The organism is Herbidospora daliensis, assembly GCF_001570585.1.
Taxonomy (GTDB): Bacteria; Actinomycetota; Actinomycetes; order Streptosporangiales; family Streptosporangiaceae; genus Herbidospora; species Herbidospora daliensis.
Genome location: NZ_BBXF01000001.1, coordinates 960,435 through 977,866 on the forward strand (window position 1 = coordinate 960,435; position 17,432 = coordinate 977,866).

A 17,432-nucleotide genomic window follows, 5' to 3' on the forward strand; every position below is an offset into this window, starting at 1 on the left:
ACGCAGAACCCTAGGACAGACGCGAAGGGCCCCGCAACGCCTTTTTCACGCGCCGCGGGGCCCTTCGTCGTGGACTAGCTCAGGCCGGGGGCCGGGAAGTGGGTGGTCAGCTCGCGGACCTCGGCGTGGACGCGCACGATCGTGTGCTTGGCCTCGTCTTCGCCCTTGGCCAGGGCCGAGACGACCTGGTCGATCCAGGCGCCGATCTGCCGCATCTCCGAGACGCCCATGCCCCGGCTGGTGACGCCGGCGGTGCCGATGCGGATGCCCGACGGGTCGAACGGCTTGCGGGTGTCGAAGGGCACCGAGTTGTAGTTGGTCTCCAGACCGGCCTTGTCGAGCGCCTGGGCGGCCGGCTTGCCGCCGACGCCCTTGGGCGTGAGGTCCATCAGGATCAGGTGGTTGTCGGTGCCGCCCGAGACCAGGTCGAAGCCCCGGCCGAGCAGCTCCTCGGCGAGGGCCCGGCTGTTGACGACGACCTGGCGCGCGTAGTCCTTGAAGTCGTCGGTCGCGGCCTCGCGCAGCGCCACCGCGATGGCGGCGGTGGTGTGGTTGTGGGGGCCGCCCTGCAGACCCGGGAAGACGGCCTTGTTGAGCGCGGTGGCGTGCTCGTCGGAGGTCGCCATGAGCATCGCGCCGCGCGGGCCGCGCAGGGTCTTGTGGGTGGTGGTGGAGATCACGTCGGCGTGACCGACCGGCGAGGGGTGGGCGCCGCCCGCGACCAGGCCCGCGATGTGGGCGATGTCGGCCGCCAGGACCGCGCCGACCTCCTTGGCGATCTCGGCGAAGGCCGGGAAGTCGATCGTGCGCGGGATGGCGGTGCCGCCGCAGAAGATCAGCTTGGGGCGTTCCTTGAGGGCGAGCTCGCGGACCTCGTCCATGTCGACCATGCCGGTGTCGCGGCGCACGCCGTAGCGGACCGGGTTGAACCACTTGCCGGTGGCGCTGACCGACCAGCCGTGGGTCAGGTGGCCGCCGAACGGCAGGCCCATGCCCATGACGGTGTCGCCGGGCTGCACGAACGCCATGTAGATCGCCAGGTTGGCGGGCGAGCCCGAGTAGGGCTGGACGTTGGCGTGGTTGACGCCGAACAGCGACTTGGCCCGCTCGATGGCCAGGGTCTCGATCTGGTCGATGACCTGCTGGCCCTCGTAGTAGCGCTTGCCGGGGTAGCCCTCGGAGTACTTGTTGGTGAGGACGGTGCCGGTGGCCTGGAGGACCGCCTTGGAGACGTAGTTCTCCGAGGCGATGAGCTTGATGGTGTCGGTCTGGCGGCGTTCTTCGGCCGTGATCAGTTCGGCGATCTCCGGATCGACGGCGTTGAGCGTGTTCTCAGACATTGAGCGCCTTCCTCGGAACTCGACGACTGCGTCGACCCAGGCGCACGGCCGACGCGGTTTCCGCTCCCCGGTGGTGCCCCACCTCATAGCGCCAGTAGCGAGAACCCCACCTTATCGGCTGTCAGTGCTGCCGGGTGTTACCCGCGAGCGGCCACAGGCGGTCGACCTCGGCGTTGAGGGTGGCCCCGATCAGCACCGCCAGGGCGGTGATGTAGAGCCAGAGCAGCACCGCGATGGGCGCGGCCAGCGAGCCGTAGATGGACAGCGGGTCGAACCAGGCGGCCAGCACCTCGCGCAGCACGGCCGCGCAGATGATCCAGATCACCAGGGCCAGCAGCGCGCCGGGCACCTCGCGCCACCATCGGGTCCGCATCGGCACGCTCACGTGGTAGAGCAGCGTGAGCATGAGCACCGAGCCGGCCACCACCACGGGCCAGTAGAAGATCGAGATGAGCGGTTCGTAGTCGGGCAGGGCGGTGGCCAGCAGGGTCGGCCCGACGACCAGGATCGGCATGACGACCAGGCCGATCAGCAGGGCCGCGAGGTAGAGGCCGAAGCTGAAGATCCGGGTGCGGATGATGCCCCGGGTCTCGCCCATGCCGTAGGCGATGGAGATCAGGTCGACGTACACGAAGAGAGCACGGGAGCCCGACCACAACGAGAGCAGGAAGCCGACCGAGATCAGCGAGACCTCGCCGCCGTTGAAGACGTTGTCGATCAGCGGCTCGACCACACGCTGGACGGCGTCGGGGGTGAACAGCAGGTCGGCGTGCTCGATCACCGACGCCTTGATGTCGGTGATCGTGCCGGGGCCGAGCAGCCCGGAGAGGTGACCGAGGACACCCAGCAGCCCGAGCACGAACGGCGGCAGCGACAGCAGGGCGAAGAACGCCGCCTCGCCCGCGAGGCCGGTGACGCGGTAGTTGACCCCGGCCATCGTGGTGGCCTTGACCAGCGCCCAGAAGCCGCTGCCGGCGAAGCGCTCCATCCCGGCGCGGGCGCGCGCCATGCCGGCGCGGGACTGGTGCCCGAACCAGTGGCGGCGGGACCGGCGCCGGGGCGCGTTCGCTGAGGTCATCGGCGTCAACATTACGTGTCTCGCGAAGGGGTCCACACTGTGGACGCAAACTTGGACATCAAGTACCCGCAAGGTATTGTTACGGACATGCCAGTGGACCCGATGCTCGTCGTGCGCCGCCACGTCGATCTCCAGCGCGTCCACAGCGCCATCTGTATCGACGCCCGTTGATCGCCGCCCCTTCTTTCTGTTAAGGGCGCGTGACAGGCGTCTTTTTTCATGCCCCCGCACTCAGCGCCGAGGCGGGAGGAAAAGCCTGGACGCGCGCGACCACCACTTGGAAAGGTCCCGCATGAGCACCCCGGCCCGCCCGGCGAACCGCCACCACAAGCGCCCTCGCGGCGAAGGTCAGTGGGCTCTCGGCTATCGCGAGCCCCTGAACAAGAACGAGGAGAACAAGAAGAACGACGACGGCCTCAACGTCCGTCAGCGGATCATCGACGTCTACTCCAAGCGCGGCTTCGACTCGATCGACCCCGCCGACCTGCGCGGCCGCATGCGCTGGTACGGCCTCTACACGCAGCGCAAGCCCGGGATCGACGGCGGCAAGACCGCGATCCTGGAGCCCGAGGAGCTCGACGACCGCTACTTCATGCTCCGCATCCGCATCGACGGCGGCCAGCTCGACCTCAACCAGCTGCGGGTCATCGCGGGCATCTCCAACGACTTCGGCCGGGGCACCGCCGACATCACCGACCGGCAGAACGTCCAGCTGCACTGGGTCGAGATCGAGTCGGTCCCGGAGATCTGGGAGCGCCTCGAAGCGGTCGGCCTGTCCACGACCGAGGCGTGCGGCGACACCCCGCGCGTGATCCTGGGCTGCCCCCTGGCGGGCGTCGACGCCGACGAGGTGATCGACGGGCGCGAGCAGATCCGCGAGGTGTACGACCGGTTCATCGGCGACAAGGCGTTCTCCAACCTGCCCCGCAAGTTCAAGTCGGCGATCAGCGGCTGCGGCGCCCACTGCACCGTCCACGAGATCAACGACGTGGCGTTCGTGGGCGTGGTGAACGAGGCCGGCGAGGCCGGGTTCGACGTCTGGGTGGGCGGCGGCCTGTCGACCAACCCGATGATCGGCAAGCGGCTCGGCGCGTTCGTCCGGCCCGACCAGGTGGGCGACGTCTACGGCGGCGTGATCGGCATCTTCCGCGACTACGGCTACCGGCGGCTGCGCCACCGGGCCCGCATCAAGTTCCTGGTGAACGACTGGGGCGCCGAGAAGTTCCGGCAGATCCTCCAGGACGAATACCTGAACTACGCGCTGCCCGACGGCCCCGCCCCCGAGCTGGCCGACGAGACCCGGCGCGACCACGTCGGCGTCCGCCGCCAGAAGGACGGGAAGTTCTACGTCGGCTTCGCGCCCAAGGTCGGCCGGGTCGACGGCGACACCCTGGCGAAGATCGCCGACCTGGCCGAGGCCCACGGGTCGAACCGGGTCGCGATGACGGTCGAGCAGAAGATGGTCGTGCTCGACGTGCCCGAAGACCGGGTCGAGTCGCTCGTCGACGGCCTCGACGCGATCGGCCTGAAGGTGCGCCCCTCGACGTTCCGGCGCCAGACGATGGCCTGCACCGGCATCGAGTACTGCAAGCTCGCGATCGTCGAGACCAAGGCGACCGCGACGACGCTGATCCACGAGCTGGAGAACCGGCTGCCCGACTTCGAGCACCCCCTCACGATCAACGTGAACGGCTGCCCGAATTCCTGCGCCCGCATCCAGGTCGCCGACATCGGCCTGAAGGGCCAGCTCGTCGTCAACGAGGCGGGCGAGCAGGTCGAGGGCTTCCAGATCCACCTGGGCGGCTCCCTGGGCGCCACCCCGGGCTTCGGCCGCAAGGTCCGCGGCCTGAAGACCACCGCGGAAGACTTGCCCGACTACGTCGAGCGGGTGGCCTCCAACTACGCCAAGCAGCGCAGCGACGACGAGTCCTTCGCCGCCTGGGTCCAGCGGGCCGACGAAGCGGACCTGAAATGAGCGAGCGGGCCGCTCCGTACTACTGCCCGTATTGCGGTGAAGAAGATCTCGAACCGTACGTCTCCGACGAGGAGCCGTACGGATGGTACTGCCGGAGCTGCGCCCGGGCCTTCCGGGTGAAGTTCCTGGGGATAGGCGTTCGATCGTGACCCCCCGTGAGGAGAGCGTGATGACCCTGGTGGACATCGAGGTTGAGCTAGAGCGCCGACGCGGCGTGCTCGACCTCCAGAGCATCGTCGAGTCGGCGGCCGAGTTCCTCGAGGACGCCCCCGCCCGAGAGATCATCCGCTGGGCGGCGGCGACCTTCGGCGACCGCATGTGTCTCACCTCCTCGATGTCCGACGCGCTGCTGATCGACCTGGTGAGCCGGGTCAAGCCGGGCGTCGACGTGCTGTTCATCGACACCGGCTACCACTTCGCCGAGACGATCGGCACCCGCGACGCGGTCGAGGCCGTCTACGACGTCAACCTGATCAACATCACCCCGTCGCGGACCGTCGCCGAGCAGGACCGCGACCTCGGGCCGCGCCTGCACGGCCGCAACCCCGACCTGTGCTGCTTCCTGCGCAAGGTCGAGCCGCTGAACCGGGCGCTGGAGCCCTACCTGGCGTGGATCTCTGGCATCCGCCGCGACGAGTCGCCGACCCGGACCGGCACGAAGGTCGTCGAGTGGGACGCCAAGCGCCAGATGGTCAAGGTCAACCCGATCGCGCGGTGGACCCAGGAGGACGTCGACAACTACATCGCCGACAACGGGGTCCTGATCAACCCGCTCCACTACGACAACTACCCCTCGATCGGCTGCGCCCCCTGCACCCGCAGGGTCGCCGACGGCGAAGACGCGCGGTCGGGCCGCTGGGCCGGGCTGGGCAAGATCGAGTGCGGTATCCACCTTTGACGCCTCTGGTGGCCGTGGCGCACGGGTCCCGCGACCCGCGCGCCGCCGCCGTGGCCGAGGCGCTGCTGCACCGGGTCAGGCTGGCGCGGCCCGGCCTCGACGTCCGGGTCAGCTACCTCGACCACGTGAAGCCGGCGCTGACCGAGGCGCTGGCCCCGCTCGCCGAGGCGGTCGTGGTGCCGCTGCTGCTGACGGCGGCCTACCACAGCAAGGTCGACATCCCGGGGGCGCTGGCCGGGGTCGGCGCCCGGGTCGAGGTCAGCCCCACGCTGGGCCCCGACCCGCTGCTGACGGCCGCCCTGGAGCGCCGCCTGGCCGAGGCCGGGACCGTGGTCGGCGACCCCGGCACGGCCGTGGTGCTGGTGTCGGCCGGGTCGAGCGACCCGACCGCCAACGCGACCGTCCGGCGCATCGCCCGCGACTGGGCCCGCTCGCGGCCGTGGTGGGCGGTCACGACCGCGTACGCCAGCGCGTCGGGCCCCCGTCCGGCCGAGGCGGTGGCGATGCTGCGCGCGGCCGGGGCGCCCCGCGTGGTGGTCGCGCCCTACCTGCTTGCGCCGGGCTTCTTCGCCGACAAGGTGGCCCGGGAGGCCCTGGCGGCCGGGGCCGACCTGGTGGCCGACAGCCTGGGACCCGCCCCGGAACTGGTGCGGATCGTGCTCGACCGCTACGACTCAGTCGATCTCGCAGCGGACCGGTTCGAGCGTCTCCCGGCCTGAGCCCGCGCGGTCGACCACGAGCGGCTGCGCGCAGTCGGCGGGCGGGCTGAACAGGCCCGGGTAGCGGTAGACGTGGATCGTGGCGAACATCTTCTCGTCGCGGGCCTGCTCCGCGCGTTCCTCGATCTCGGCGGCGGTGAGCGTGCCGGGCGCCTCGGTGTAGGGGAAGACCCGGGCGGTCACCCTGACCATGCCGTCAGACTGCACGGGCCTGTCGGGGTCGCCGACGTTGTCCCAGCGCAACTCGGTGATCGGCCCGCAGGGGGCCTGGGCGACCAGTTCGTCCTTGACCCACAACCCCGCATAAGCCTGGGTGCCGGTGCAGTGGACGAAGACCTCCATCGGCCCGGCGCCCGCCGGGTAGAACACGTCGTCGAGCTCCCCGGGCGACTGCGCCGAGTCGGCGTCCATCTGGTAGACGACCTGCTCCGTCGGGACGGGCGGCTGGGGCCGGGCCAGGGTGTGGTCGCCGGCGGGCAGCGCCCCCGGGAGGACGGCGAACATGCCGGCCGCCACGGCGGTGGCCGCCGCCGCGGTCCCCAGCGCGGTCCGGCGCCGACGGATGCGGCCGGCCCGCCGGTCGATCTCCTTCAGGGAGATCCGGTGTACGGGGGCCTCACGGGTGTCGTCCTCGAAAAGCTCACGGATCATCGCGTGCTCCAGTCCATGGCGGTGTCGACGCGCAGCTTCGCCAGGGCGCGGCTGGCCTGGCTCCGGACGGTGACCTCCGAGCAGCCGAGGATCGCGGCGATCTCGGCGTCGGACAGATCCTCGAAATAGCGCAGCACCAGCACCGCCCGCATCTTCGGCGGCAGCGTGGCCAGCGCGGCCCGCAGCACGTCGCGGTCGTCGAGGGTGTCCTCGACGCCGGGGGCGGTCAGGTCGGGCAGCTCACCCGTGGCCACCTCGCGCCGCCACATGCGGCGCCACCAGGAGTTGTGGGTGTTGACGAGGATGCGGTAGACGTACGCGTCGGGGTGGTCGCCGACCCGCCGCCAGGCGAGCCAGGCCTTGGCCAGCGCGGTCTGCGTCAGGTCTTCGGCCGTGGCCCAGTCGCGGCACAGCAGGTAGGCCGCGCGCAGCAGCCGGGCCGACCGCTGCTCGACGTAGCGCTCGAAGTCGGCCCGGTCGCGCATGTCGGGGTCCTCACCGTCGGAGAATTCATGTCACCGACGATGACGCGGCGGCACCGGCGATCTGTTGCACCGGTGTCAGCGGTCTCTGTTGTGCCTCCGGGCCTTCCTGGTCTCGTGCATGGCCTGGCGGATCGACTCGTTGACCATCCGGTTGGCGTCGCGGATCGACTCGTTGACCGCCTGGTTGATCGCGCCGTGCATGGAGCCGTGCCCGTGACCGTGGCCGAGACCGCGGCGGTTGAGCCACCATTCGGTCCAGGCCAGGGCGTTGCGCCTGATGGGCTGGGCGTGGGAGTCGCCGAGGACCTTGATGTCGCCCATGACGACGTAGCCGCGGATCCGGATGATGGGGGCGTGCTGGCCGGGCGGCGCCTCGACCACCTTGACCTTCTTGTCGCCCATGATCGTCACGCCGCTGAGCTGCACGTCGACGCCGTCGGGGACGATGATCTTGATGTCGCCCATCACGCAGGTCGCCACGATGTCGATCTCGTTGGAGCGCACCTCGGCCTCGCGCAGGTCGATGGTCACGTCGCCCATGACGGCCACCGCGCCGATCTCGCTGTCGACCCGCCACTTGCCCTTGCGCTTGGTGTCGCCCATCACGGCGACGAACCACTGGCGGGCCTTGCCGGGCGGCTTCGCGGGGGCGTAGGCGGGGGCGGGGGCGCCGCCGGGGAGGTCGGCGGTCAGCTGGGCCAGCTCGCCCTGGGTCTGGGCGAGGTAGGCGGCCTCGGTGCGGTCGGTCAGTTCGGCGAGCGTCAGCCGGCCTTCGGTGGAGGCGACCCGCAGCCGCTCGACGACGGCTTCGCGCTCGCTGTCGGACGCGCGCATGCCGGCTGGTTCGGTCATGGCTAAGAATCTAACCCTCCGGGAGCTCCCGCTCGATCCTCCCTGGGGACGATTCCTATCTCACCCTGGCCCGCAACCGCACGGCCACGAAGGCCGCCACGGCGACCGCGCAGACCACGATCACCCCGTTGGTGAGCCAGCCCGAGTAGCGCTGGACGACCTCCCAGTTCTCCCCGAGGAAGTAGCCGGCCAGCACGAAAATGGAGTTCCAGATCAGGCTGCCCAGCGCGGTGAGCAGGGTGAACACCCCGATCGGCATGCGCTCGACCCCGGCCGGGATCGAGATGAGGCTGCGGAAGACCGGCACCATCCGGCCGAAGAAGACCGTCTTGCGCCCGTGGCGGGCGAACCAGGCCTCGGTCTTCTCGACGTCGGCCGTCGTGACGAACGGGACTCTGCCCAGCAGGGCGACGGTGCGGTCGCGGCCGAGGAGGGCGCCCAGGCCGTACAGGACCAGAGCCCCCGCCACCGAACCGGCCGTGGTCCAGGCGATGGCGGCGACCAGGCTCATGTTCCCCTGGCTGGCGGTGAACCCGGCGAGCGGCAGGATGAGCTCGCTCGGGATCGGGGGCGCCAGGTTCTCGATCGCGGTGGCCAGACCCGCCCCGGGCGCGCCCAGGGTCTCCATCAGGCCGACGACCCAGCCGGCGATTCCGTCAAGTTTCTCCATGGCGATCACGGTAGGGAGATCCTTCCGGCGATTTGAGCCAGAAAGCCCCCGTTTCGACCGGGGGACACCCTCACCCCGCCAGCCCACAATCTGGACATATCACCATAAAGTACCCTGGAAGGGTGACGATCAGTGAGCTGATGCTCGCCGTGGCGCACGACGACCTGGAGCGCGCCCGCGAGGCGCTGCGCCGCGAACCCGACCTGAACCGCGGGCGCGGCACCCTGCCGCTCTACCGCGCGGCCCAGCGGGGCAACGCCGCCATGGTGACGCTGCTGCTCGAACACGGCGCCGACCCGAACCAGGCCTCCCACGGCGAGGACGAGGGCCTGCCGCTGTGCGCGGCGGCCTCCTGGAACCACGAGGAGGCGCTGCGCGCCCTGCTGGAGGGCGGCGCCGACCCCGACCTGATCGAGTGCGACGAGTGGACCCCGCTGATGTGGGCGGCCACCCTCGGCCACCTGGAGACCGCCGACCTGCTGCTCGACTTCGGCGCCGACCCCGACCTGTGCTCCCCGCTGGTCGCCGCCGCCCGGTTCGGGGCCTACGGCGTCGTGTGGAGCCTGCTCGAACACGGCGCCACCCCCCTGCGCGAGGCCCTGTCGGTCGCCCGCGCCCTCGCCGCCCGCGACCTGACCGAACTGGTCGAGGGCTGCGAGCCCCCGGCCGAGGTGTCACTGGCCGCCGACGGCACCACCCTGGTCTCCACGCCCTCCCCCGAGGGCCAGGAGATCTCCCAGCGCGGCCACGCGGCCATCGCGACCCTGCTGGAGGACGCCCTCGGCGAGCGCCCCCCGGTCGAGGCGCTGATGCGGCGCGCGGTCCCCTACCGCGACGTCGACGAGGACGGCGAGACCTGGTGGGCCGCCGTGCACGCCATCCAGCGCCGCGCCGACGACGAGACCTTCGCCTCGGCGGTCGCCCTGGTCGACCGCGACGACCCGATGGAGCGCGACTTCGGCGTGGACGTCCTGTCGCAGTTCGGCTTCACCGCCGGCACCCGCCCCTACCTCGACCGCACCCTGCCGGTCCTGCGCGACCTGGCCGAACACGAGCAGGACCCGAGGGTGATCGACTCGATCCTGCGCGCCCTCGGGCAGCAGGGCGACCCCCGCGTGCTGCCCGACGTGCTGGCGCTGATCGGCCGTCCGGGCCGGGTCCACACGGTCCGCGACCCGGTCGCGCTGTCGGCGGTGCTGCCCGGCGAGGACAAGGACGGCCTGGCGGCGCTGATCACGCTGTCGCGCGACCCGTCGCCGGACGTGCGCGACTACGCGACCTTCGGCCTGGCCGCCCTCGACGCCGACGGCGACGACCTCCGCTCGGCCCTGGCCGACCGGCTGGCCGACCCCGACCTGGTCACGGCGGCCGAGGCGGCGCGCGGGCTGGCGATCAGGGGCGACGACCGGGCGGTGCGGGGGGTGCACCGGGTGTTGTCGGAGAGCGAGGACGCCTACGCGCGCGACGTGGCGCTCCAGGCGGCGGGCACCCTGGGCCTGGACCTGTAGGGGCTCACGGCCCCGACAACGCGGGGGCCGCCGCCCTCAGGTCGGCCGCCAGCGCCAGGTCGCCCTCGGCCTCCCACGCGTAGCCCGCTCCCCGGCCGCCCAGCACGAAGCAGTATTCGGCCGCGTCGGCCAGGAGCGAGAGGGCGACCTCCTGGCCGTCGTAACCGCCGGCGGGCGAGCCCGGGAGCAGCGGAATGTGCCAGTCTCCTCCCCCGTCGCCGGTCAGCGTCAGGCGGATCGACCGGTCGCCCAGGTCGAGGCCGCTCAGCAGGGCCGTCGTCGGGAGCAGCCGCGCGCACAGGTCGGCCATCGGGTGCAGCTCCTCCGCCGGCGGCTTCGGGAGGTGCAGGCCCTCCGACACGGCCGTGTCGTGGGTGTGCACCCAGGTCTCCAGGGCGCGGCCGAGCAGCTGGTCGCCGACCGGCAGGGGCAGGCCGCCCGGGGTGATCATCCGGGCCGGGTCGGCGCCCGACAGGGCGTGGCAGAGGGCGTCGGCCTGGTCGCGCCACGACCGGTGGGTCTCCAGCAGGGAGCGGGAGCGTTCGTGGTCGTGGACGACCGCCGTCCGGGCCATCGGCTCGTCGTCGGTGATCGGGGGGCCGTGGACGGGTGCCCCGACGGCCGCCGCCACCAGGCCGTCCTTGGCCGCCAGGTGGCCGATCAGCTCCTGGAGGTTCCAGCCCTCCACGATCTCCACGTCCCACGCGGTCGCCGAGGCGAAGACGGCGTCCATGGCGGCCACCCGGCCCGCGTACGGGCGGGCCCACGCGACGCAGTCGGCGGCGGGGCGGCGGCGGGAGGCGGCCGTGGCGAGCAGGCGGGCCCGGCCGCCCGACGGCGGGGCCACGGGGGCCTCGTCGAGCAGGTCGAGGTAGAGGCGGTCGAGGCTCACAGCGCCTCCTCGTTCAGCGACTCGGCCAGGCGGCGCAGGGCCAGCCGGATGCGGGACTTGGCGGTCCCCTCCGGTACGCCGATCTCCACCGCCACCTCGCGGTAGGTGCGGCCTCCGTAGTAGGCCAGCTCGATGACCTGGCGCAGGGCGTCGGGCAAGCCCACCACCGCCTCCCTGACCCGTTTGATCTCGTCGGCGGCGACGACGCCCTCTTCGAGGTCGTGGGGGCGTTCGAACAGGCGGGGGGCCAGGGCCCCGACGCGGCGGCGTTCCTCCGACCTGACGTGGTCGACCGAGCGCCGGTGGGCGACGGTCGCCAGGAAGGTGCGCAGGCTGCCGCGTGCCGGGTCGAAGCCCAGCGGGCGCTCCCAGAAGGTCGCGAAGACCTCCTGGGTGATGTCCTCGGCGGCGACCCGGTCGCGGGTCACGCGGAGCGCCAGACCGTAGAGCAGGGCGGAGAACCGGTCGTACATCTCGCCCAAGGCGGATTCGTCGCCGCTCACGACCCGGCGGTGGAACAGGTGGTCGTCCACGGCGGCTCCCCACTCGTCGACCCGAGCATCGCATTATTCGCCCGGGATGGTCAGATGGATGACATGAGCCATGAAGTCATGAACCAGGTGCCGCCGCTGTCGGGTCACGACGTGGCGGCCGACCCGGCGCTGGCGGCGGCGCTGGCCCGGGAGGGCGCCGACTGGGCCGAGGGCGAGCTGCGGCAGCTGGGCACCCTCGCGGGTTCGGCGAAGGCGCAGGAGTGGGGGCGGCTGGCCAACGAGAACGAGCCGGTCCTGCGCACGCACGACCGTTATGGGCACCGGATCGACGAGGTGGAGTTCCACCCGGCGTGGCACGAACTGATGACCGTCGCCGTCGAGCACGGGCTGCACGCCGCGCCCTGGACGATGGCCCGGCCGGGCGCCCACGTGGCGCGGGCGGCCAAGTTCTACGTGTGGTCGCAGGTCGAGGCGGGCCACGGCTGCCCGATCTCGATGACGTACGCCTCGGTGGCCGCGCTGCGGCACGCCCCGGCGCTGGCGGGCGAGTGGGAGGCGGCGCTCGCCGCCCGTACCTACGACCCCGGGCTGCGCCCCCTGGCCGACAAGCGCGGGGTGCTCGCCGGCATGGCCATGACCGAGAAGCAGGGCGGCAGCGACGTCCGGGCGAACCTGACGACCGCCGAGCCGCTCGGCGACGGCGCCTACGCCCTGAACGGCCACAAGTGGTTCAACTCCGCGCCGATGTGCGACGTGTTCCTGGTGCTGGCCCAGGCGCCGGGCGGGCTCTCCTGCTTCCTGCTCCCCCGGGTGCTGCCCGACGGCACGCGCAACGCCGTCAGGCTGATGCGGCTGAAGGACAAGCTCGGCAACCGGTCGAACGCCTCGGCCGAGGTCGAGTACGACGACGCGGTCGCCTGGCTGGTCGGCGAGGAGGGGCGCGGGGTCCGGACCATCATCGAGATGGTCAACATGACCCGGCTCGACTGCGTGATCGGCTCGGCGGCGGGCATGCGGCTGGGGCTGACCCAGGCCGTCCACCACGCCCGGCACCGGGCCGCCTTCGGCCGGCCGCTGATCGACCAGCCGCTGATGCGCAACGTGCTGGCCGACCTGGCCCTCGAATCCGAGGCGGCCACGGTGCTGATGATGCGCCTCGCCGGGGCGACCGACCGCGCCGTCGCCGGGCAGGCGCAGGAGGGGCTGTTCCGCCGGGTGGCGCTGGCGGCCGGGAAGTACTGGGTCTGCAAGCGCGCCGCCGGGCACGCCGCCGAGGCGCTCGAATGCCTGGGCGGCAACGGCTACGTCGAGGAGTCGGGCATGCCGCGGCTGTTCCGCGAGTCGCCGCTGAACGGCATCTGGGAGGGGTCGGGCAACGTCGCGGCGCTCGACCTGATGCGGGCCCTCACGCGTGAGCCCGAGGCGGCGGAGGCGTACTTCGCCGAGGTCGAGCTCGCCGCCGACCCCCGGGTCTCCGAGTCGGTGAGCCGGGTGCGCAAGACCCTGGCCCACGCCACCGAGGCCGACGCGCGGCGGCTCGCCGAGGAGATGGCGCTGGTGCTCCAGGCGTCGCTGCTGATCAGGTTCGCCCCGGCGGGCGTGGCCGACGCGTTCTGCGCCTCGCGGCTCGGCGGCGGCTCGGGCCGCGCGTACGGCGCCCTCGGCCCCGGCCCCGACCTGGACGCCATCTTGGCCCGGATCTGAGTCACCCGACCGCTACGCCCCGGAAACACGGAGGAAACGGCCCGGCGCTCTCATGAAGGGGACCCACCGGAAGGTGGGGCGCACCTAGGGTTCCGCTCGGGTTCCGAGGCTGGTCCGAGAGGTGCAGGCGGCCGCCAGGCCGTTCCACGGCGGGAGAAAAGCCCGGGAGACAGTCACGTGTCGGCTGCCTCCCGACGTGAGGCTTTCCCGAAAAGGAGTGCCCGTGGGACACCTCCACCACAACTACGGCCCCGAGGCCCGGTCGGCCGTCGAGCGCGAGGCCGCGCTGCCCACGACCATGCACCAGCGCGAGATCGAGCGCGGCCTGGAACTCGGACTCCCGGGCGCCGACTCGATCGTCGACCGCACCATCCCCACCTTCTCCCGGGGCGAGCTGCCGCACTTCGCCGGCATCAACACCTTCCTCAAGGCCCCGTACGTCGAGGACGTGCGCACCTGCGGCGACTACGACGTCGCGGTGATCGGCGCGCCGTTCGACGGCGGCACCACCTACCGGTCGGGCACCCGGTTCGGCCCCCAGGGCATCCGCAAGATCAGCGCCCTCTACGGCCCCTACAGTTTCGAGCTCGGCGTCGACCTGCGCGAGTCGATCACCATCTGCGACCTGGGCGACGTCTTCACCATCCCGGCCAACATCGAGAAGACGTTCGACCAGATCAGCAAGGGCGTCTCGCACGTCTACGCGTCGGGGGCGTTCCCCGTCGTGCTGGGCGGCGACCACTCGATCGGCTACCCGACCGTGCGGGCGGTGGCCGAGCACCACGCCGGGAACGTCGGGATCATCCACTTCGACCGCCACGTCGACACCCAGGAGACCGACCTCGACGAGCGGATGCACACCACGCCCTGGTTCCACGCCACCGACCTGCCGAACGTGCCGCCGAAGAACCTCGTCCAGATCGGGATCGGCGGCTGGCAGGCGCCCCGGCCGGGCGTGAAGGTCGGCCGCGAGCGCGGCACCACGATCATGACCGTCACCGACTGCGTCGAGATGGGCATCGAGGCCGCCGCCGAGCGGGCCCTGGAGGTGGCCTGGGACGGCGCGGAGGCCGTGTGGTTGTCGTTCGACGTCGACTGCCTCGACGCCGCGTTCGTGCCCGGCACCGGCTGGCCCGAGCCGGGCGGCTTCCTGCCGCGTGAGGTGCTGAAGTTCATCCAGCTCATCGCCGGCGCCCGGCCGCTGGCCGGCATCGAGGTGGTCGAGTGCGCGCCGCCCTACGACAACGCCGAGATCACCTCCCTCATCGCCACCCGCGTGATCTGCGACACCCTCGGGTGCCTGGTCCGCGCGGGTCACCTCCCCAAGAAGAAGGGAGCGGCGTGATGTTCCGTCGCGTGCTCTTGGTCTTGCTGCTCTGTACGGCCTGCGCCGCCGCCCCCGCCGAGCAGGCCACGCCCTCGGCCGCCCCGATCACGCTCGGCTTCAGCGCCTGGCCCGGCTGGTTCCCGTGGCAGGTCGCCGAGGAGCAGGGCCTGTTCGAGAAGAACGGGGTGACGGTCGAGCTGAAGTACTTCGACAGCTACACCGACTCCCTGAACGCCCTGGCGACCGGCACGATCGACGCCAACAGCCAGACCCTCAACGACACCCTCGCCTCGGTGGCGGGCGGGGCGAAGCAGAGCATCGTGCTGGTCAACGACAACTCGACCGGCAACGACCAGATCATCGCCGCCCCCGGCATCACGTCCCTGGCCGACCTGAAGGGCAGAACGGTCGCCGCCGAGCAGGGCACGGTCGACCACTACCTGCTGCTGCTCGCCCTGGAGAAGGCCGGCCTGTCGGAGGCCGACGTGACGTTCACCCCGATGCTCACCGACGCCGCCGCCGCGGCCTTCGTCGCGGGCCAGGTCGACGCCGTCGGCGCGTTCGCGCCCTTCACCTCGACGGCCCTCGAACGCGAGGGCAGCGCCGCCATCGCGACCTCGGCCGACTTCCCCGGCGCGATCCCCGACCACCTGGTGGTCACCCGCGACCTGGTCTCCCGCGACGAGAAGGCGGTCCAGGGCCTGGTGAACACGTGGTTCGACACGATCGAGTGGATCGGCGCGAACCGGGCGAAGGCCGTGGAGATCATGGCCAGGCGGGGCGGGGTGACGCCGGCGGAGTACGAGACGTACGACAAGGGCACCACGATCTTCACCCTCGACCAGAACCGGACCGCCTTCGCCGGCCCGCTCGACCGGCAGGCGAAGCTGATCTCCGACTTCCTGGTCTCGACCGAGCTCGTCGACGCGGCCCCGCCGCTCGAGGGCCTGTTCCTACCCAAGTTCGTGGAGGCCGTCCAGCCATGACCCTCGCCAACCGCCACCGCGTCCGCGTGACCTCATCCGGACCGACCGCCCGCACCGCGAGCACCCGCCGCACCACCGGCATCCCCGACGGCGCCCCGGCGGTCGTCCACGAATTCGCCGAGGACCTGCCCGCGGGCCCGGTCGCCAACGCCGCCCGCCAGGTGGTCGTGGCCGTGACCGGCGGGTCGTGGCAGGTCGAGCCGTCGGGCGGGGTCAACGATGGCTGACACGACGCTGGTGAGCGTGGAGTCGCCTCCCGTCGAGCGGGCCGCCGCGCCGCGCGTGAAGCTGCTCAAGACCGGGGTCTCGCGCCGGACCGCCTGGCTGTTGCGGGTCGCCTCGGTCGTGGTGCCGTTCGTGCTCTGGTGGGCGGTCAGCGGTTCGGGGATCGTGCCCGACCGGTTCCTGCCGGCGCCGCCCGAGGTGTGGGCCGCGTTCACCGAGATGGCCGCCAGTGGCGACCTGCAGAGTGACCTGCTGGCCAGCCTCGGGCGGATCGGGGCCGGGTTCGCGCTGGCGGTGCTGATCTCGGTCCCGCTGGGGTTCCTGATGGGCACCGTCAGCTGGGCGCAGCCGCTGTTCGAGCCGATCATCGGGATCCTGCGGTACCTCCCGGCCTCGGCGTTCATCCCGTTGCTGATCATCTGGCTGGGTATCGGGGAGACGTCCAAGATCGCTCTGCTGGTGCTCGGGGTGGTGTTCTTCAACACCCTCATGACCGCCGACGTGGTCAGGCAGGTGCCGAGGAGGCTGCTCGACGTCTCGGCCACGCTCGGGGCCGGGCGGGCGCGCGTCGCCGCGCGGGTGGTGTTCCCGCACGCGCTGCCCGGCATCCTGGACGCCCTGCGCGTCAACGCCGCCGTCGCCTACAACCTCGTCGTCGTGGCCGAGCTGATCGCGGCGACCTCCGGCCTGGGCTACCGGATCACCCGGGCCCAGCGGTTCCTGCAGACCGACAAGATCTTCGCCATCCTCATCGTCATCGGGCTCATCGGGCTGACCATCGACGTCACGCTGCGGGTCGTCCGGGCCCGGGTCGGCAGGTGGTCGGCGTGAGCCTGCGCTTCGAGGGCGTGTCGATGGCGTACACCCCCGGCGTCCCGGTGCTGGAGCACATCGACCTGGAGATCCCGCCCGGCGAGTTCGTCACGATCGTCGGGGCCAGCGGCTCGGGCAAGTCGACCCTGTTGTCGCTCGTCGCGGGCCTGACCAGAGCCACCGAGGGCCGGATCACGCTCGACGGGCGGCCCGTCGAGGGACCGGGACCCGACCGGGGCATGGCCTTCCAGTCGCCCAGCCTCTACCCGTGGCGCACCGTCGAGAGGAACGTCGCGTTCGGCCTGGAGACGCGGGACATGTCGCGCCAGGCCAGGAAGGAGCGGGTCGCCTGGCTGCTCGACGAGGTCGGCCTCACCGAGCACGCCGCGAAACTGCCCGGCAGCCTCTCGGGCGGCCAGCAGCAGCGGGTCTCCATCGCGCGGGCGCTGGCCCGCTCCCCCAGGGTGCTGCTGCTCGACGAGCCGTTCGGGGCCCTGGACGTCCAGACCAAGGAGGACATGCAGCTGTTCATCCGCCGGATCTGGCGCGATCTGGGCACCACGGTGGTCATGGTCACCCACGACGTCGAGGAGGCGGTGTTCCTCGGCCGGCGGGTGCTGGTGCTCGCCAGCGACCCCGGCCGGGTGGCCCGCGACCTGCGGGTGGAGCCGCCCGGCGAGGGCCTGGAGGTGAAGCGGACGGCCGCGTTCCTGGCGGTCCGGGCGCAGGTGGAGGACCTGGTCCGGCGCGAACACCGTGCCCACCTGGCAGCCGCGCACGCCTGAGGCGTTATGTTCGTCGGTGGCATCACCGTT

20 protein-coding genes and 2 riboswitches are annotated in these 17,432 nt (G+C 71.7%); of the genes, 12 read left to right on the forward strand and 8 right to left on the reverse strand.

Annotated features, from left to right (window positions below; genetic code table 11):
• Window positions 1-74 precede the first annotated feature (74 nt).
• Window positions 75-1,340, reverse strand: coding sequence for a serine hydroxymethyltransferase (glyA, locus tag AW274_RS03725; RefSeq protein ID WP_062429328.1), 1,266 nt, complete (start codon window positions 1,338-1,340; stop codon window positions 75-77).
• 27 nt (window positions 1,341-1,367) lie between these two features.
• Window positions 1,368-1,449, reverse strand: a riboswitch (ZMP/ZTP riboswitch).
• Between the two features lie 12 nt (window positions 1,450-1,461).
• On the reverse strand, window positions 1,462-2,418 hold the full coding sequence (locus AW274_RS03730; RefSeq protein ID WP_083973807.1) for a YihY/virulence factor BrkB family protein: 957 nt from the start codon (window positions 2,416-2,418) through the stop codon (window positions 1,462-1,464).
• Window positions 2,419-2,469: 51 nt separating this feature from the next.
• Between AW274_RS03730 and AW274_RS42880 the strand changes: the two genes are divergently transcribed.
• The 5 genes from AW274_RS42880 (at window position 2,470) to AW274_RS03745 (ending at window position 6,010) form a co-directional block, all read left to right on the forward strand.
• On the forward strand, window positions 2,470-2,589 hold the full coding sequence (locus AW274_RS42880) for a putative leader peptide (RefSeq protein WP_369408604.1): 120 nt from the start codon (window positions 2,470-2,472) through the stop codon (window positions 2,587-2,589).
• Window positions 2,590-2,710: 121 nt separating this feature from the next.
• Window positions 2,711-4,393, forward strand: a complete 1,683-nt coding sequence (locus tag AW274_RS03735; RefSeq protein WP_062429330.1) for a nitrite/sulfite reductase — start codon at window positions 2,711-2,713, stop codon at window positions 4,391-4,393.
• Window positions 4,390-4,542: an Insertion element protein gene (locus tag AW274_RS41745; RefSeq protein ID WP_083973808.1), complete on the forward strand. Its 153-nt coding sequence runs from the start codon at window positions 4,390-4,392 to the stop codon at window positions 4,540-4,542. The genes AW274_RS03735 and AW274_RS41745 overlap by 4 nt, the downstream gene beginning before the upstream one ends.
• A 20-nt stretch (window positions 4,543-4,562) precedes the next feature.
• Window positions 4,563-5,291 (forward strand): phosphoadenylyl-sulfate reductase, encoded by a 729-nt coding sequence (locus AW274_RS03740; protein ID WP_062429332.1) that lies wholly within the window; start codon window positions 4,563-4,565, stop codon window positions 5,289-5,291.
• Window positions 5,288-6,010, forward strand: coding sequence for a sirohydrochlorin chelatase (locus AW274_RS03745; RefSeq protein ID WP_232319965.1), 723 nt, complete (start codon window positions 5,288-5,290; stop codon window positions 6,008-6,010). Before AW274_RS03740 ends, AW274_RS03745 begins: the two co-directional genes overlap by 4 nt.
• Here AW274_RS03745 and AW274_RS03750 read toward each other — a convergent pair.
• From AW274_RS03750 to AW274_RS03765, 4 genes are all read right to left on the reverse strand, one after another.
• Entirely contained in the window at window positions 5,966-6,661 is a 696-nt protein-coding gene (locus AW274_RS03750) for a hypothetical protein (RefSeq protein WP_062429334.1), read from the reverse strand. The genes AW274_RS03745 and AW274_RS03750 overlap by 45 nt on opposite strands.
• Window positions 6,658-7,146, reverse strand: coding sequence for a SigE family RNA polymerase sigma factor (locus tag AW274_RS03755; protein WP_062429336.1), 489 nt, complete (start codon window positions 7,144-7,146; stop codon window positions 6,658-6,660). The genes AW274_RS03750 and AW274_RS03755 overlap by 4 nt, the downstream gene beginning before the upstream one ends.
• A gap of 75 nt (window positions 7,147-7,221) precedes the next feature.
• A complete protein-coding gene (locus AW274_RS03760; RefSeq protein WP_083973810.1) occupies window positions 7,222-7,998 on the reverse strand; it encodes a DUF1707 SHOCT-like domain-containing protein in 777 nt (258 codons plus the stop codon).
• A gap of 55 nt (window positions 7,999-8,053) precedes the next feature.
• The gene (locus tag AW274_RS03765) at window positions 8,054-8,668 is read right to left on the reverse strand and encodes a DedA family protein (RefSeq protein ID WP_062430117.1); all 615 of its coding nucleotides are present in this window, start codon (window positions 8,666-8,668) and stop codon (window positions 8,054-8,056) included.
• Between the two features lie 122 nt (window positions 8,669-8,790).
• Between AW274_RS03765 and AW274_RS03770 the strand changes: the two genes are divergently transcribed.
• The gene (locus AW274_RS03770) at window positions 8,791-10,176 is read left to right on the forward strand and encodes an ankyrin repeat domain-containing protein (RefSeq protein WP_157519750.1); all 1,386 of its coding nucleotides are present in this window, start codon (window positions 8,791-8,793) and stop codon (window positions 10,174-10,176) included.
• Window positions 10,177-10,180: 4 nt separating this feature from the next.
• Here AW274_RS03770 and AW274_RS03775 read toward each other — a convergent pair whose 3' ends face one another.
• A complete protein-coding gene (locus tag AW274_RS03775; protein WP_062429338.1) occupies window positions 10,181-11,068 on the reverse strand; it encodes a maleylpyruvate isomerase N-terminal domain-containing protein in 888 nt (295 codons plus the stop codon).
• Window positions 11,065-11,601 (reverse strand): sigma-70 family RNA polymerase sigma factor, encoded by a 537-nt coding sequence (locus tag AW274_RS03780; RefSeq protein ID WP_062429340.1) that lies wholly within the window; start codon window positions 11,599-11,601, stop codon window positions 11,065-11,067. The genes AW274_RS03775 and AW274_RS03780 overlap by 4 nt, the downstream gene beginning before the upstream one ends.
• Window positions 11,602-11,664: 63 nt before the next feature.
• Between AW274_RS03780 and AW274_RS03785 the strand changes: the two genes are divergently transcribed.
• The 6 genes from AW274_RS03785 to AW274_RS03810 all read left to right on the forward strand — a co-directional run bounded on the left by AW274_RS03785 (window position 11,665) and on the right by AW274_RS03810 (window position 17,402).
• The gene (locus AW274_RS03785) at window positions 11,665-13,266 is read left to right on the forward strand and encodes an isovaleryl-CoA dehydrogenase (RefSeq protein WP_062430119.1); all 1,602 of its coding nucleotides are present in this window, start codon (window positions 11,665-11,667) and stop codon (window positions 13,264-13,266) included.
• Between the two features lie 73 nt (window positions 13,267-13,339).
• A riboswitch (guanidine-I (ykkC/yxkD leader) is annotated at window positions 13,340-13,437 on the forward strand.
• Between the two features lie 52 nt (window positions 13,438-13,489).
• On the forward strand, window positions 13,490-14,611 hold the full coding sequence (locus AW274_RS03790; protein ID WP_198168999.1) for an agmatinase family protein: 1,122 nt from the start codon (window positions 13,490-13,492) through the stop codon (window positions 14,609-14,611).
• An 11-nt stretch (window positions 14,612-14,622) separates the two neighbouring features.
• Entirely contained in the window at window positions 14,623-15,579 is a 957-nt protein-coding gene (locus AW274_RS03795) for an ABC transporter substrate-binding protein (protein WP_198169000.1), read from the forward strand.
• Entirely contained in the window at window positions 15,576-15,806 is a 231-nt protein-coding gene (locus AW274_RS03800) for a hypothetical protein (protein WP_062429346.1), read from the forward strand. The genes AW274_RS03795 and AW274_RS03800 overlap by 4 nt, the downstream gene beginning before the upstream one ends.
• Entirely contained in the window at window positions 15,799-16,635 is an 837-nt protein-coding gene (locus tag AW274_RS03805; RefSeq protein WP_062429349.1) for an ABC transporter permease, read from the forward strand. The genes AW274_RS03800 and AW274_RS03805 overlap by 8 nt, the downstream gene beginning before the upstream one ends.
• Window positions 16,632-17,402, forward strand: a complete 771-nt coding sequence (locus AW274_RS03810) for an ABC transporter ATP-binding protein (RefSeq protein WP_062430120.1) — start codon at window positions 16,632-16,634, stop codon at window positions 17,400-17,402. The genes AW274_RS03805 and AW274_RS03810 overlap by 4 nt, the downstream gene beginning before the upstream one ends.
• Window positions 17,403-17,432 lie beyond the last annotated feature (30 nt).